The organism is Mesorhizobium sp. B1-1-8 (genome assembly GCF_006442795.2).
GTDB lineage: Bacteria > Pseudomonadota > Alphaproteobacteria > Rhizobiales > Rhizobiaceae > Mesorhizobium.
The window spans coordinates 3432043-3446128 of the sequence record NZ_CP083956.1 but is presented as its reverse complement, the minus strand read 5'-3'; the positions used below and the strand labels follow the sequence as shown (position 1 = coordinate 3446128).

14 protein-coding genes and 2 pseudogenes are annotated in these 14086 nt (G+C 62.8%); 9 read left to right on the top strand and 7 right to left on the bottom strand.

Annotated elements, in window-relative coordinates; genetic code table 11:
• Nucleotides 1-320 precede the first annotated feature (320 nt).
• The 6 genes from FJ974_RS16705 to FJ974_RS16680 all read left to right on the top strand — a co-directional run bounded on the left by FJ974_RS16705 (nt 321) and on the right by FJ974_RS16680 (nt 6411).
• Nucleotides 321-4082: a vitamin B12-dependent ribonucleotide reductase gene (locus FJ974_RS16705; RefSeq protein WP_140533626.1), complete on the top strand. Its 3762-nt coding sequence runs from the start codon at nt 321-323 to the stop codon at nt 4080-4082.
• 8 nt (nt 4083-4090) lie between these two features.
• Nucleotides 4091-4291: a type II toxin-antitoxin system HicA family toxin gene (locus FJ974_RS16700; protein WP_140533627.1), complete on the top strand. Its 201-nt coding sequence runs from the start codon at nt 4091-4093 to the stop codon at nt 4289-4291.
• Nucleotides 4292-4295: 4 nt separating this feature from the next.
• Complete coding sequence (locus tag FJ974_RS16695) at nt 4296-4502, top strand: type II toxin-antitoxin system HicB family antitoxin (protein ID WP_140533628.1); 207 nt, start codon at nt 4296-4298, stop codon at nt 4500-4502.
• Nucleotides 4503-4570: 68 nt separating this feature from the next.
• Nucleotides 4571-4942 (top strand): VOC family protein, encoded by a 372-nt coding sequence (locus FJ974_RS16690; protein ID WP_140533629.1) that lies wholly within the window; start codon nt 4571-4573, stop codon nt 4940-4942.
• 159 nt (nt 4943-5101) lie between these two features.
• On the top strand, nt 5102-5341 hold the full coding sequence (locus FJ974_RS16685) for a hypothetical protein (protein ID WP_413468311.1): 240 nt from the start codon (nt 5102-5104) through the stop codon (nt 5339-5341).
• Nucleotides 5342-5511: 170 nt separating this feature from the next.
• Nucleotides 5512-6411 (top strand): complex I NDUFA9 subunit family protein, encoded by a 900-nt coding sequence (locus FJ974_RS16680; protein WP_140533630.1) that lies wholly within the window; start codon nt 5512-5514, stop codon nt 6409-6411.
• Between the two features lie 296 nt (nt 6412-6707).
• Here the strand turns inward: FJ974_RS16680 and FJ974_RS16675 are convergent, their stop codons facing one another.
• From FJ974_RS16675 to FJ974_RS30410, 3 genes and pseudogenes are all read right to left on the bottom strand, one after another.
• A complete protein-coding gene (locus FJ974_RS16675) occupies nt 6708-7178 on the bottom strand; it encodes a YbhB/YbcL family Raf kinase inhibitor-like protein (RefSeq protein ID WP_140533631.1) in 471 nt (156 codons plus the stop codon).
• A 328-nt stretch (nt 7179-7506) separates the two neighbouring features.
• A pseudogene (locus tag FJ974_RS16670) lies at nt 7507-8358 on the bottom strand (GH25 family lysozyme); the annotation flags it as partial.
• A 162-nt stretch (nt 8359-8520) separates the two neighbouring features.
• Nucleotides 8521-8661, bottom strand: a pseudogene (locus FJ974_RS30410) (muramidase); the annotation flags it as partial.
• A gap of 296 nt (nt 8662-8957) precedes the next feature.
• Here FJ974_RS30410 and FJ974_RS16665 point away from each other — a divergent pair.
• Nucleotides 8958-9935, top strand: a complete 978-nt coding sequence (locus FJ974_RS16665) for a Tim44 domain-containing protein (protein WP_140533633.1) — start codon at nt 8958-8960, stop codon at nt 9933-9935.
• A 14-nt stretch (nt 9936-9949) separates the two neighbouring features.
• Here the strand turns inward: FJ974_RS16665 and FJ974_RS16660 are convergent, their stop codons facing one another.
• Nucleotides 9950-10741 carry a phosphodiester glycosidase family protein gene (locus FJ974_RS16660; protein WP_140533634.1) on the bottom strand — a complete coding sequence of 264 codons (792 nt, stop codon included), beginning with the start codon at nt 10739-10741 and terminating at the stop codon, nt 9950-9952.
• Between the two features lie 54 nt (nt 10742-10795).
• Entirely contained in the window at nt 10796-11668 is an 873-nt protein-coding gene (locus tag FJ974_RS16655; RefSeq protein ID WP_140533635.1) for an undecaprenyl-diphosphate phosphatase, read from the bottom strand.
• Nucleotides 11669-11859: 191 nt separating this feature from the next.
• Here FJ974_RS16655 and FJ974_RS16650 point away from each other — a divergent pair, with 191 nt between their 5' ends.
• Entirely contained in the window at nt 11860-12771 is a 912-nt protein-coding gene (locus tag FJ974_RS16650; protein ID WP_140533636.1) for a hypothetical protein, read from the top strand.
• A 64-nt stretch (nt 12772-12835) separates the two neighbouring features.
• On the opposite strand, the gene FJ974_RS16645 is transcribed toward FJ974_RS16650, so the two are convergent.
• A complete protein-coding gene (locus FJ974_RS16645; protein ID WP_226891668.1) occupies nt 12836-13150 on the bottom strand; it encodes a calcium-binding protein in 315 nt (104 codons plus the stop codon).
• The gene (locus FJ974_RS16640; protein WP_226891281.1) at nt 13095-13244 is read right to left on the bottom strand and encodes a hypothetical protein; all 150 of its coding nucleotides are present in this window, start codon (nt 13242-13244) and stop codon (nt 13095-13097) included. Before FJ974_RS16640 ends, FJ974_RS16645 begins: the two co-directional genes overlap by 56 nt.
• Nucleotides 13245-13431: 187 nt before the next feature.
• On the opposite strand from FJ974_RS16640, the gene FJ974_RS16635 reads away from it, so the two are divergent.
• The gene (locus tag FJ974_RS16635; protein WP_140533637.1) at nt 13432-14085 is read left to right on the top strand and encodes a glycosyltransferase family 4 protein; all 654 of its coding nucleotides are present in this window, start codon (nt 13432-13434) and stop codon (nt 14083-14085) included.
• The last annotated feature ends 1 nt before the right edge of the window (nt 14086 follow it).

Below are 14086 nucleotides of genomic sequence, written 5' to 3'. Positions count from 1 at the left end.
GCGAAAGGGAGAATTGTCGGGCTGGAAAAAATGATCTGTTAACACTATATTTAGTGTTTGCAGGCAGGCTCGACCCTAGATAGTGTGAACCTCCCTCTACAGAGGGAATCGACAAAAAGTTTCATTTGAGGGACCCGCGGGTCGGTCTGCAGCCCAGGCAAACGCCTGGCGGGGCGTTTTGCTGCCTGCATGCCGGCACCCGCGACGAGGAGAGTGCCGGCGTGCTTGCAATGCCGGCAAACGGCGGACTGCGCTTTTCACCATGCGGGGCAGAAATCCCTGGGGGAAAGCGCTATATATAGACAAAAGGGACCGGACCAATGCGCATCGAGCGTCGTTTCACCAAGCCAGGTCAATCAGCCTATGCGGAGATCGAATTCCGCAAGGCGCTGTCGGAGATCAAGAATCCGGACGGTTCGGTGGTGTTCCGCCTCGACAATATCGACGTGCCGGCCCAGTTCAGCCAGGTCGCGGCCGACATCCTGGCGCAGAAATATTTCCGGAAGGCCGGCGTGCCCGCGCGCCTCAAGAAGGTCGAGGAGAACGACGTCCCCTCCTTCCTGTGGCGCTCGATCCCCGACGAGGACGAGCTCGCCAAGCTTCCCGAGGCCGAGCGCTACGGTTCCGAGATCGACGCCCGCCAGGTCTTCGACCGGCTGTCCGGCACGTGGACCTATTGGGGCTGGAAGGGCGGCTACTTCAAATCCGAGGACGATGCGCGCGCCTTCCGCGACGAGCTCGCCTATATGCTGGCCACGCAGCGCGTGGCGCCGAATTCGCCGCAATGGTTCAACACCGGCCTGCACTGGGCCTATGGCATCGACGGCCCGAGCCAGGGCCACTTCTATGTCGACCCCTTCACCGGCAAGCTGACCAAGTCGAAGAGCGCCTACGAGCACCCGCAGCCGCATGCCTGCTTCATCCAGGGCGTGCAGGACGACCTCGTCAACGAGGGCGGCATCATGGATTTGTGGGTGCGTGAGGCGCGCCTGTTCAAATACGGCTCCGGCACCGGCTCCAACTTCTCCATGTTGCGCGGCGAAGGCGAAAAGCTGTCCGGCGGCGGCCGTTCGTCCGGCCTGATGAGCTTCCTCAAGATCGGCGACCGCGCGGCCGGCGCCATCAAGTCGGGCGGCACGACGCGCCGCGCCGCAAAAATGGTCATCGTCGATGCCGACCATCCCGACATCGAGGAATTCATCGACTGGAAGGTCAATGAAGAGCAGAAGGTCGCCTCGCTGGTGACCGGCTCCAAGATCGTCAAGAAGCACCTCGAAGCGATCATGAAGGCCTGCGTCAATTGCGAAGGCCATGACGACGACTGCTTCGATCCGGCGATCAACACCGCGCTGAAGCGCGAGATCAAGGCGGCCAAGAAGGATGCCGTGCCGGAGAACTATATTTACCGCGTCATCCAGTTCGCCCGCCAGGGCTACACCTCGATGTCGTTCAAGACCTACGACACCGACTGGGATTCGGATGCCTATCTGACCGTCTCCGGCCAGAATTCCAACAATTCGGTGTCGCTGAAGGACAATTTCCTGCGCGCCGTCGAAGCCGACAGCGACTGGCAGCTCACCGCCCGCAAGGACGGCAAGGTGCTGAAGACGCTGAAGGCGCGCGATCTTTGGGAAAAGATCGGCTACGCCGCCTGGGCGTCGGCAGACCCCGGCCTGCATTTCAATACGACGATGAACGACTGGCACACCTGCGCGTCGGCCGGCGCGATCCGGGCCTCCAACCCGTGCTCGGAATACATGTTCCTCGACGACACGGCCTGCAATCTCGCCTCGATCAATCTTTTGCCCTACCGCAATGCCGACGGCACCATCGACATCGCCGCCTATGAGCACACGGTGCGGCTGTGGACCATCGTGCTCGAAATCTCGGTGATGATGGCGCAATTCCCGTCGAAGGAGATCGCCAAGCTCTCCTACGAATACCGCACGCTCGGCCTCGGCTACGCCAATATCGGCGGCCTGCTGATGACTTCCGGCATTCCCTATGACTCCGACGAGGGCCGCGCCATCTGCGCCGCGCTCACCGCGATCATGACCGGCACCGCCTACGCCACCTCGGCCGAAATGGCCTCTGAGCTCGGCGCTTTCCCGGACTATGACCGCAACGCGCAGAACATGCTGCGCGTCATGCGCAACCACCGCCGCGCCGCTTATGGCGACAAGGACGGCTACGAGAAGCTCGCCGTCAATCCGGTGCCGCTGGTCGCCTCCGACCTCAAGCAGCCGGAACTGGCCAGCCATGCGAAGGCTGCCTGGGACCGCGCCATCGAGCTCGGCGAGGAACACGGCTACCGCAATGCGCAGGCGACCGTGATCGCGCCGACCGGCACGATCGGCTTGGTCATGGATTGCGACACCACCGGCATCGAGCCCGACTTCGCGCTGGTGAAGTTCAAGAAGCTCGCCGGCGGCGGCTATTTCAAGATCATCAACCGCGCCGTGCCGGAAGCGCTGCGCACTCTTGGCTACTCAGAAAGCCAGATCGCCGAGATCGAGGCTTACGCCGTCGGCCACGGCAACCTCAACCAGGCGCCCGGTATCAACCCCGGCTCGCTCAAGGCCAAGGGTTTTTCCGACGACAAGATCGCGGCGCTGAATGCTGCCTTGAAATCGGCCTTCGACATCAAATTCGTTTTCAACCAATGGACGCTGGGCGCCGACTGGGTGAAGGACACCTTCGGCTTCACCGACGAGCAGCTCGCCGACGTCTCCTTCGAGATGCTGCCGGCGCTGGGCTTCTCCAGGAAGGAGATCGACGCCGCCAACATCCATGTCTGCGGTGCCATGACGCTGGAAGGCGCGCCTTTCCTCAAGGCCGAGCATCTTGCGGTGTTCGACTGCGCCAGCCCCTGCGGCAAGATCGGCAAGCGCTCTTTGTCGATCAACAGCCATATCCTGATGATGGCTGCGGCGCAGCCCTTTATCTCCGGCGCTATCTCCAAGACCATCAACATGCCGAACGAAGCGACGGTCGAGGACGCCAAGAACGCCTATATGCTGTCTTGGAAGCTGGCGCTGAAGGCCAATGCGCTTTACCGCGACGGCTCGAAACTGTCGCAGCCGCTCAATGCCTCGCTGCTCGCCGATGGCGAGGACGACGAGGACGAGACGGTCGAGCAGCTGATCTCCGCCCCCGCCGCGCAGCGCGCCGTGCAGGTAACGGAAAAGATCGTCGAGCGCGTGGTGGAACGGCTCTACCGCGACCGCGAAAAGCTGCCGAACCGCCGCAAGGGCTACACCCAGAAGGCCGTCGTCGGCGGCCACAAGGTGTATCTGCGGACCGGCGAGTTCGACGACGGCCGCCTCGGCGAGATCTTCATCGACATGCACAAGGAAGGTGCCGCCTTCCGCGCCATGATGAACAATTTTGCCATCGCCATCTCGCTCGGCCTGCAATATGGCGTGCCGCTTGAGGAATATGTCGAGGCCTTCACCTTCACCAAATTCGAGCCGGCCGGCATGGTGCAGGGCAACGACGCGATCAAGAACGCGACGTCGATCCTCGACTACGTGTTCCGCGAGCTTGCCGTGTCCTATCTCGCCCGCCATGACCTTGCCCATGTCGACCAGTCGGACTTCGACAAGACAGCACTCGGCCGCGGCATCACCGAAGGCAAGGCAACGCCCTTCTCCAAGGGTCTCTATCGCGGCGCCTCGCCGGTGAAGCTGGTGTCGGGCGCCGAGCCCAAGGGCTTTGGCGGCGCTGGACCGTCCGCGGCCCCTGCCCGCTCCGCGCCGACCGCCTTTTCCGGCTCCAACGTGCTGACGCTGAAGCCGGCAAGCGACGAGGCGATCGCCTACAAGCGCGACTATGAGGAGCGCGCCAGGGAACTTGCCGAAGAGATCGTCGAGCAGGAAATCGGCGGCGCCGAGGCGCTGTTCACCGACGCCGCCGCGCAGGAAGCCGCCGAGGCAAAGAGGCTCGCCGCAACCAGGCGCCAGCAATCGCTGCTGCAAGGCTACACCGGCAACGAATGCTCCGAATGCCACAACTTCACCATGGTGCGGAACGGCACCTGCGAGAAGTGCGATACGTGCGGTTCGACGAGCGGGTGCAGCTGAGAAGCTAGATGCCGCCTCGGCTCACGGTCCGCGAAGCCATTCGTATGCTGGAAGCTGACGGTTGGTATCTGGTTGCAACCAAAGGCAGCCATCGCCAATATAAGCATAAAATCAAAGCCGGCCGCGTCACCGTGGCCGGCAAGCCGTCTGAAGAGGTTGCGCCAGGAACACTGAACAGCATCCTCAAGCAGTCCGGCCTGAAGGAGTGATGGCATGCGTTATGCTGTAGTTATTGAAAAGGCCGGAAACAATTTTTCTGCCTATGTGCCGGATCTGCCCGGCTGCATTGCGACAGCTGCGACCGTGCCTGAGGTCGAAACCGAAATCCGCGATGCAATTCGCTTCCATATCGAGGGCTTGCGTGCTGACGGGTTGGATGTGCCAAAGGGCGTCAGTCTGGCGGAATACATAGAGGCATAGCCACCATCCGCCATGTCTCCGTTGTGGGTGGTCGCGCCAGCTTGGTCGCGATCTCCGAGACAATTCCCATGATCGACCACATCACCATCGAAGTGAGCGATCTCGAGAAGAGCAAACTCTTCTACGAACGTGCCTTCGCGCCCTTGGGATATCGCCTGTCCTTCGGCAAGGAGGGCGTGTTCTGGGCCTTCGATGTCGGCAATGGCTGTCTGTTCGAGATCCAGCGCACGGGCGAGAAGCCGCCGCTTACTCATCTGCATGTCGCCTTCCGGGTGGCTAGCCGGGCGGAGGTCGATGCGTTCTATCGGGCGGCGCTCGAAGCTGGCGCCGCGGACAATGGCGCGCCCGGGCCACGGCCGGATTATGCCGAGATTTACTCTGCCTGCTTCGTGCTCGATCCCGATGGATACAATATCGAGGCGATAATCAACGAGGCATAGCGCGCCATCTCCTTCTCACCCTTTGTGGAAGAAGGGAAGACGCGTTCCTGCTGGTTCTCATGGAACTCCAGACCGAGCCCGCAGTTCCCTAGTGTGATTTCGGAATTCTTGAATCGCAGGAGCTTCAAATTCACCGCACCCGCGAGGAGCCGGAAACGAATGAACGCGGTGCCGCCGAAGGAAATGGACGTTGTCCTGCAACAGCTGCCGCTGAGGATCGGCGCCTATGTGCCCGACGATCTGCTGGAGGATTGGTTTGCGCCGGGAACGGGCATGCGCCCCGTCAGCGAGGCAGCGCTTGCTGCCGCCGCCAGCTACGGACGCCGGTTCGAATGTGAATTCAAGTACTATCCCGAGAGGATGGAAGGCGTGTTCTGGAAATGGGTTCCGGCGATCTGATTTGGACACATCGGCGGAGTTCTGCTGCCGGTCGGCTTGGGATATGTCGGAGCATGGGATTGCCCATGCCACGGTTCGATCTTCGCTGCGGATGGATCCCATGGGCCGGCCAGAAAGCCGCTTCCCGCAGCTAAGTTGTAGGCCTGCGCTTAGGCAGGCAAGGAGCGTCCATGAAAATAGCCGTGTTCGGCGGGACGGGCTTCCTCGGCCGCAGGATAGTCGAGCGGCTCTTGGAGAAAGGCTTTGACGTGCGGGCGGTATCCCGTCATGCGCGGCGGGCGAAGACCGCGTTTGCCTCTGGAGCGAAAGCGCCTGAAAGGGTCGAGGCGGATATTCTGGACAGATCCTCGATCGCTCCCGCGATTGCCGGATCGGATGCGGTGGTGAATGCGGTCAGCCTCTATGTCGAGCGCGGCGGCCTGACCTTCGAGCGGGTGCACGTGACGGCCGCAGCCGATCTGGCGAGCGCCGCGCTGCAGGCCGGTATCGGCCGCTTCGTCCAAATCTCGGGAATAGGCGCGGACGCCCGATCGGATTCGAACTACATCAGGGCGCGCGGGCGCGGCGACGATGTAGTCAGGACCATGTTTCCCGGAGCGGTGGTCCTGCGTTCCGCCGTCATGGCCGGTCCGGACGACGCCTTCCTCACGACGCTCATGCGGCTGGTCCGGCTGCTGCCGGTCTATCCGTTGTTCGGCAACGGAGCCACCCTGCTTCAGCCCGTTTATGTCGGCGACGTCGCCGAGGCGGTCAGCCGGTTGGTCGACCATCCAATCGACGCGCCGATGTTCGAAATCGCCGGCCCGCGTATCTGGCGCTATGACGAACTGGTTCGCGAAATCGCGCGACGGCTCGGCGCCCATCCGATGCTGGTGCCCGTGCCGTTCGCCGCATGGAACGCCTTGGCCGGAGCGACGGAATTTCTTCCGGCACCGCTCATTACGCGCAATCAGGTCGATCTTATGCGTCGGGACAATGTGGCGACAGGCGCCATCCTGGGACTGGCCGAACTCGGTATTGCGCCGCTCGACATCGAGGACGTCGTTCGCATGATCGAAGAAAAACAGTAATGCTTGCTCCTACATGCTCAACTTGCCCGCCGTCGGGCTGGGAAAGGTCGGCTCCGGCGGGATTTCGGGCGGCGTGTCCGGCGGAATCTCGGGAGGCCCCCGCCCAGGTCCCGGAATAGGATCCGGCGAAGGCGGAGGAACTCCCGGCGGTTCTCCGGGCGGGTTTTCCGGTGGCGCCGGAGGCCGGGATGGCTCCGGGTTTGGGTTGTCTGGCACCGGCACCGGGTTGTTCGGATCAGGATCGCTCATTGCAGGCTCCAGGGGTGATGCCTCCACGCCGCCGGCTGGCAGCGCTTTCAGGCGGCATTTTCGTATGTGCCAACGAGTTCCGTCGCCTCGATCGCGTGGCGTTGGGCCTCCTTCCAGATTTCCTTGACGCCGACCTGGCCGGGGATGTCGAGGCTCGGCACATCCAGAGCCGCCAGCCGAAAATGGTAATGGTGGACGCCATGCCCGGCTGGCGGAGCCGGGCCGTCATAGGAGGCGTTGCCGAAGTCGTTCCTTGCTTGCTGAAGTGCTCCAGTGCCCGGCCTTCCGTCTTCTGCTTCGGCGAGTTGGTCGACGCTGGGCGGAATGTTGAGCACTGCCCAGTGGCCGAATGTTCCGTGCGGTGCATCGGGGTCCTCAACGACGAGAACCAGGCTTCTGGCTCCGTCAGGAACACCGGACCATTTCAGAGGCGGAGAGACATTTTTGCCGTCGCGCGCGAAACGTTCGGGAATAGGATCGCCGTCGGCGAACGCCGGACTGGTGAGTGTGAGTGGCATGTTCGATCCTTTCGGTTTTGATGCCGCAAGGCTTTTCGCGGGTTCCTCGTCAACCCTGTCGTCTCGCGACGATCTGTGGACTGAGTCGGCCGCGAGCATCCCGGATAAAGACGTTGGTCCCGCACCCTGCTTCCACGAGAGGCCGCGAGACGTCGGGCCGATCAGTCCCAACGGATTCCGCGTTCGATCGTTCCGCGCTGCCGGCGCGTTTGATCACGGTTGAGAACAGCGCGGATTTTTAGTCGCTGGGTCGCAGCACGGGACGTGTCTTCGACCGTGGTGTGAGGTCTCGATCCAATTGGTGCGGCCATCGAGGAACAGCCGATGCCTATTCCGCCTCGGCCACCATCTGTCCGCCCCCCAGCCAGGCGCGCCATTGCCGCTCGTCGCCATGGAAGACGTTGAGATCGATGCGGCCCCGCACGCCATGCGACAGCCCGGAACCCGAATATTGCCAGAACAACCATTTGCGGCCGGGATAGACTTTTGAGGGGTGCGCGGCGACCGCACGCAGCCAGAACGGATAATCCGGGAAGGCGCCGCGCAGATTGTCGCGATAGAAATCGGGGCTGGTGTAGATGATCGGCCGCTGGCCGTAATGGCGCTCCAGCTTGTCCATGAACACCTGCATCTTTTCCTGCACCGTCGCGCGCGACGGCCGTCGCCTGCAGGAGGAATCGCCGTTCCACTCGACGTCGATCACCGGCGGCAGCGCGCCCTCGACCTTCGGCACGTTGCGAATGAACCAGTCGGCCTGCTCGCCGGCGGTGCGGCACCAGTAGAAGAAATGATACGCGCCGCGCCTTAAGCCGGCGGAGTCGGCATTGCGCCAGTTCTTCATGAACATCGGGTCGAGATGGTCGCCGCCGTCCGTCGCCTTGATATAGGCGAAATTGGCGCCCTGGGCGCGCAGCTTTCCCCAGTTGATGTCGCCCTGCCAGCGCGAGACGTCGACGCCGTGCACGGCCAGGTGGCGCGGCGACGACCTGCCGAAATTGATCGGCTTGGCGTCTCGGAAAGCATAGCGTGTCACCGGCCCGGCAAGCATTGCTGGCGCGGCGCGCGACAGCCGCTTCGGCGGCGAGACAAGGGCTGCGGCTTCTACCGGCGCCTCGGCGCCGTCCGGCTGCGCGGGAAACGCCACGGTCTCTTCTTCGGCCAGGCCGAACGGACGCGAAACTTCGTCGTCAGGACGCGAGTTCTCGTCGACGGGACGCGAGTTCTCGTCGTCCGAACGCGCATTGCCCTCGTCAAGCAGCGGCGCCGGCGGCTTCATTCCCGTGCCATCGCTAAGCGATGCAGTTTCGACGGTGGCCTCGCTGTGGGCGGTTTTCACGAACTTGGCCACCGGCGCGCTCGGCCGCACGACAGAGCTGGTCGTCTCGTTGGATGGCATTTGCAAGGCATCGACGCCCGATGTCGACGAGCAGCCGGCAAGGCACAGCGATGCGAGCATGAAACTGACGACGCCAAAAATCCGCATCTTGACCTGTACGCAAAACAAAACAGACCGAAGGCGGGAACAGCGCCGCCGCAAGCCCCATTCCTAACGAGAAATTACCAACAAAGTTTGAATCAAAATTTACCTCTGGTCCGGTCGTGCGATTCGCGGCTGGCCGTGCCTGATGAATCCGGCAAGCCGCAGGCCCTGATTGGATAGCCGCAGGCCCCGCTACAACCGACGCCATGAAAGGCCGGGGCTAACCCTGCCCCAATTCGTACCCATATAGAGGGCTCGCTGGATGCGTTTGAAACGCTCGGACCCAAGGATTGTCACCAATGTCAAAATCACGGACGATCAAAGCTGCATCGATCTTCCTGATCCTGCTGATGGCGCTCGCAAGCGCGTCCATCGTTCCCGCGGAGGCGCGGATGGGCGGCAGTTTCGGCAGCCGCGGCAGCAGGACCTTCCAGGCCCCCGCCCCGACGAGGACCGCGCCCTATACGGCGCCTGTAACGCGCTCGATGACGCCGAATACCACCCAGTCGATACCGCCGGCGCAGTCGTTTCCCGGCCAGGCGCGCCCGGGATTCTGGAACGGCTTTGGTGGAGGCCTTGTCGGCGGGCTGGTCGGAGGGCTGCTTTTCAACGGCCTGTTCGGCATGATGCTCGGCCATGGATTCGGCGGCATCGGCGGTGGCCTGAGCTTCATCTTCCAGCTGCTGCTGATCGGCGGCCTCATCATGTTGGCGATGCGGTTTTTCGGCCGCGACAATGCCGCGCCGGCCAACATGAGAAGTTCGGGCCTTCCGTTCGGTCAGCAAGGCTGGGGCGCCGCCCAACCCGGTTACTCATCCAACACCACGAGCCTTGGCTCGGCCGGCGCATCCGGCGCTGACGAAATCGGCATCACGGATACCGACCGGGATGCATACGAACGCATCCTCCACGAAGTCCAGGCCGCGTTCAGTCGCGAGGACCACCAGGGATTGCGGAGGCTGACGACACCCGAAATGGTGTCTTACCTCTCGGAGGAGCTGGCGGACAACGCGACCCACGGCTTCAAGAACGATGTGACGGACCTTCAGCTGCTGAAGGGCGAGGTCGCCGAGGCGTGGCGTGAGGGCTCGCGCGATTACGCCACGGTGGCAATGCGTTGGTCGGCAATCGACGTCATGCGCAACCGCCAGACCGGCGCTGTCGAAAAGGGCGACCCGAACAATCCGGTCGAAGTGACCGAACTGTGGACCTTCACCCGCGAGGCCGGCGGGCCGTGGCTGCTGTCGGCGATCCAGGACGCTTCAAGTCAGGCTTGAATACCATCGGCGCTCTACCCGCTTCGCCGGAACACGCCGATCATCGGCCCGAGATTCCAGAAATCGTCGTTGCGACCGATCGCCGGCGCATAGAGGCTGGAGATCGAGCCGTCGAGGAAAAGCGCGTTCGGGCAACCGAGCTCGTCGCGGAATAGGCGGGCGAATTCGTGGAAGGTGACGACGTCGTTGGAGATCGCGAAGACCGCGACGCCGTCGGCGCGTACGCCGACGCCATCGCGTATCTTGCGCGACGCGCTGTCGGGCTGGAATTTCGGATGCAGCTTGCCGTCGATGACCAGCATCGGCCCGGACTGGGTGGCGTAGTCCGTGCGCGACGGCCGCCGCAGATAATCCTTCGTCGCGCGAACGCCCGCCTTGCCGCCGCTGAGATAAAAGATGCCGTTCGGCTGCATGGAGAAATTGCCGGTGCCTGCCCCGATTTTCGCCGGCGCGATCTGCCGGCCCTGCTCGACATAGAGGCCGACCGGCGCGAGGTCGGGATGATACATGCCAGCGTTGATGCCGAAGAGCATGGTGCGCCCGGCAGCCTGCTCGGCAGTGCGGAGATTGTGCAGCGAACGATAGGGCTTGCCTTCCCTGTCCTTCCAGAAGAGTTCGATCGAATAATGTTTCGGATCGGTCTCACAGACGAGGTAGGTCGCGGTTTCGAAAGAGAGATTGCGGCAAGGCGGCAGCGCCGCCAGCCACTGCCCAAATCCCATGCCTGCCCCGATGGCCGCGGGAAGCGCCGACTTCACCAGCATGGCCAGCAAGGGCGCCGATTGCAGAAGCGTCACGAGATCCATGCGTGCACCCGAAGCGATGGTTCAGGGTGCTTATAGCGGATTTCGCGGCCGGCTCTAGGCGAACCAGCCCGTCACGACGCCGGCAAGCAGGACGATGCCCAGCAGACCGCGATAAATGACGAAGGGCCATGCGGAGAAGCGTTCGAGCACCCGCATCAGGCCCCATATGGCGAAGAATGCCGAGATCGAGGCTACGACCAGTCCCACGACCAGAACCGACCAGCCATGCGCGCCGAGATGGACCTTGTGCAGTTCCCACAACTCCTTGAGGCCGGCCAGCGCGATGGCCGGCAGGCCAAGCAGGAAGGAGAAGCGTGCCGCTTCCGGTCGGGCAAATCCCAGCCCGAGCGCTGCCGTCAGCGTCGAGCCCGAACGCGAGACACCCGGGATCAGGGCGCCGACCTGGGCTATGCCGACAAGCAACGCGTCGGTAAGCGTCGCGTCGCCGACTGTGCGCTTGTGGCGGGCGTAGATCTCGGCCAGCCCCAGAAGCACCGCCATGGCGATGCAGGCCCAGCCGATCACGCTGAGCGTGCGCAGGGGCGAATTGCAGGCATTGAGAGTGCCCGACAGCGCGACGCCGGCGATGACGATCGGTATGGTCGCGAGAATGATCCAGAGCGCCAGGCGGAAAAACGGATCGGCGAAATCGCGCCGCACCAAAGCATCGACCGAACCGAACAGAATGTCCCTGACGTCTCCCCAGAAATAGCTGACCACCGCCGCCAGGGCCGCAAGCTGCATGGCGGCCGAGAAGGCGGAGCCCGGATCTTGCCAGCCAAGCACCGCCGGCACGATGCGCATATGCGCCGTCGACGAGATCGGCAGCAATTCGGTGATGCCTTGCACGACGCCGAGAAACGCCACCTTGGCATAACCCAGGCCGACGAAGCCGGTGTCCAGGCCCTGGGTGCAGACGTCAGCCATGTCGAGCCTCTCCAAGCGTAGCTGCGATTATAGGGGAAAACGCCGACGCGGCCCATCCCGGCTGAGCAATAACCGCGCTGTCGGCCAAAACCAATTTACGGATTTGTAAGGTGCGCCGCCTGCTTGACAATGCCCGCAGGCATATTATTCTGCATTAATCTTACACTGTAAGGCAACGTCGGAGGAGAGCCATGCAGTCCGCCGCTCTGTCAGAACTACTTCCTGCGACGTCGACCGAACCGCAGCGGCCGGGTATCGCGGTCGAGGATGTCTCGCGGGATATGAGCCGCGCCATCGAGCGCGCCGAAGTCAATGCCTGGCTCGACCTCTACGACGCGGCGCCGGCCGATTTCGCGGCGCGGCATGGGCTCTCCATCGCCCGCGATGGCGACCTCGTCTGGACCACCTGCACGACGATCCCGTTCATTCACTTCAACTGCGTGAAAAACATCGGCGTCGACGGTCCGGCCACGGAAGACCAGGTCGACGCGCTGCTCGCGCATTATCGCGCGGCCGGCATCCTGCGGCCCTGGTTCTACGCCAGTCCGCATACCGAGCCGTCGCGGCTCAGATGCTGGCTCGAGGCGCGCGGCCTGCAGCGACAGAGCGGCTGGGAGCGCATCTTTCGCGACGCGACGCCGCTGGCGGCCGAACCGCTCTTCGCTGCCGACGACATTTCGGTCGAAGAGGTGACGCCTGAAACGGCGAGCGAATGGGCTTCCTTCATCGACGCCCAGTACAGGTTGCCAACCTCGCCCTGGCTGAAGGCACTTGTAGGCCGCAAGGGCTGGCATCATTACATGCTGAGACGTGGCGAGGCTGTGGCAGCGGTGCGCTCACTGTTCATCTCAGACGGCGCCGCCTGGAGCGGCATGGACGCACCGGTGCCCGGTATCATGGCGCCAAGCTTCGACCTTGACGCCCTGCTCGGCGAAAGGATCGTTCGCGACGGCATCGCCGCCGGGGTGAAACTGTTCGTCGCCGACATCGAGGCGCCACGCCCCGACCGCGATGGCCCGGCCTACCGCAATTATGCACGGCTCGGTTTCAGGATCGCCTATTTTCGAAGCCATTACAGCTACCTGCCGGCGCATTCGGGCTAACCTTGTCTATACCCAGATGCGAGAGTCGACCGCCGAAGCCCGAAGGTCAGACGCCTGTCGAGATTCAGGCAACAACGAACGAAGATGCCGTGTGCGAGAGATGTGGGGCAAGGGTAGCGAATTGTACTTGATGAGAGCTGCCGGTGCCGTCGATGTCGAATGAAAGCGCCCCGGTCGAGCTGTAGTAAATAATGTGATCAGTGCTGTCATGCGCGCCCTTGCCAATGTGGAACTCCCCGGCCGGCAGGGCACCCGGCTGAAGTCCCGTGAAAACGGTGTGGTCAAGCTGTATCTTGTCCTCGGCGACGTTGAAGTTAGTGATCTTAGCGACATTTCCGGCTTTGAGGGTGGAATTGAACGAAAACGTCCTTGCCACCATTCCCAGTCAGGATGTCGGCTCCGCCCGCGCCGTTGATGATGTTGGCCCCTGCGTTGCCCTTGATTGTCTGAGCGAACTCGTTTGCCGGCTTCATTCAAACGGACGAGGACAGTGGGCAAGCATGCCCCTAGCGTGATCAGGGCGGATGTCAGGCGGAAGCGTTGCAAATCGGCAATGAGAAAAAAAAGTCGCTAGCCACGTCGTGCGCTTGAGGCGCCTCGCACTCTCGGGAGAGGCGAGATGAACCCCCACCTATTTTGCATAGGAGGCGAGGATCACCGGTGCGTATTCCTTTCCTGCTGTCCCTGCGCGAAAGAGGCTTCAGACTTACTGCGGTCTCGGTTGACAACGGGACAGCATTTTCGCGCCGCGGAATTCCCCATCGTCGCATTGAATTCGATCCATTTGCCACAGGCGGTGCGCAATTAAGCGCGTTGCGCTCGGTCCGCAGGTTGGTGGCAAAGACGCGGTCGGACATCATCCAAAGCTTCGACACCAAGCCCAATTTGCTGACCCCGTTGTCAGTGCGCGGTCAGGTGCCAGTCGTCCGCACGACAAACGGTCTCGGCTGGACCTTCTCTTCGCTGGAACCAGGAGCGCTGGGCCCGCGCCCTGTCATCTGCAGCCTGCCATGGCTTGCCTCTCTCTTGACTGCCGCGACTGTTTTCCAGAACCGGGACGATCGGGCTTTCTTCGAGCGCTGGTGGCTGACTCGAAAAGGCACGGCACGGCTGATTGCCGGTTCGGGAAGCGACGTGGGCGTCGCGGCGGCTAGTCATGGCGGACTTTCGGCCGCGGTGATGCGAGAGCAGTTCGGTCTGCTTTTCGCCGAGATCGTAATCTTCGTCGGCGGACTGACACGCCAGAAGGGGATTCCAACCCTTCTGGCGCCAACCGCCGACTCGGGGATTGTGGCGACCTTGAAGGGCTATTGAG

Coding starts and splice junctions, on each gene's coding strand:
- FJ974_RS16705 (WP_140533626.1), top strand. CDS start 321: ATGCGCATCGAGCGTCGTTTCACCAAGCCAGGTCAATCAGCCTATGCG.
- FJ974_RS16700 (WP_140533627.1), top strand. CDS start 4,091: ATGCCGCCTCGGCTCACGGTCCGCGAAGCCATTCGTATGCTGGAAGCT.
- FJ974_RS16695 (WP_140533628.1), top strand. CDS start 4,296: ATGCGTTATGCTGTAGTTATTGAAAAGGCCGGAAACAATTTTTCTGCC.
- FJ974_RS16690 (WP_140533629.1), top strand. CDS start 4,571: ATGATCGACCACATCACCATCGAAGTGAGCGATCTCGAGAAGAGCAAA.
- FJ974_RS16685 (WP_413468311.1), top strand. CDS start 5,102: ATGAACGCGGTGCCGCCGAAGGAAATGGACGTTGTCCTGCAACAGCTG.
- FJ974_RS16680 (WP_140533630.1), top strand. CDS start 5,512: ATGAAAATAGCCGTGTTCGGCGGGACGGGCTTCCTCGGCCGCAGGATA.
- FJ974_RS16675 (WP_140533631.1), bottom strand. CDS start 7,178: ATGCCACTCACACTCACCAGTCCGGCGTTCGCCGACGGCGATCCTATT.
- FJ974_RS16665 (WP_140533633.1), top strand. CDS start 8,958: ATGTCAAAATCACGGACGATCAAAGCTGCATCGATCTTCCTGATCCTG.
- FJ974_RS16660 (WP_140533634.1), bottom strand. CDS start 10,741: ATGGATCTCGTGACGCTTCTGCAATCGGCGCCCTTGCTGGCCATGCTG.
- FJ974_RS16655 (WP_140533635.1), bottom strand. CDS start 11,668: ATGGCTGACGTCTGCACCCAGGGCCTGGACACCGGCTTCGTCGGCCTG.
- FJ974_RS16650 (WP_140533636.1), top strand. CDS start 11,860: ATGCAGTCCGCCGCTCTGTCAGAACTACTTCCTGCGACGTCGACCGAA.
- FJ974_RS16645 (WP_226891668.1), bottom strand. CDS start 13,150: ATGGTGGCAAGGACGTTTTCGTTCAATTCCACCCTCAAAGCCGGAAAT.
- FJ974_RS16640 (WP_226891281.1), bottom strand. CDS start 13,244: ATGAAGCCGGCAAACGAGTTCGCTCAGACAATCAAGGGCAACGCAGGG.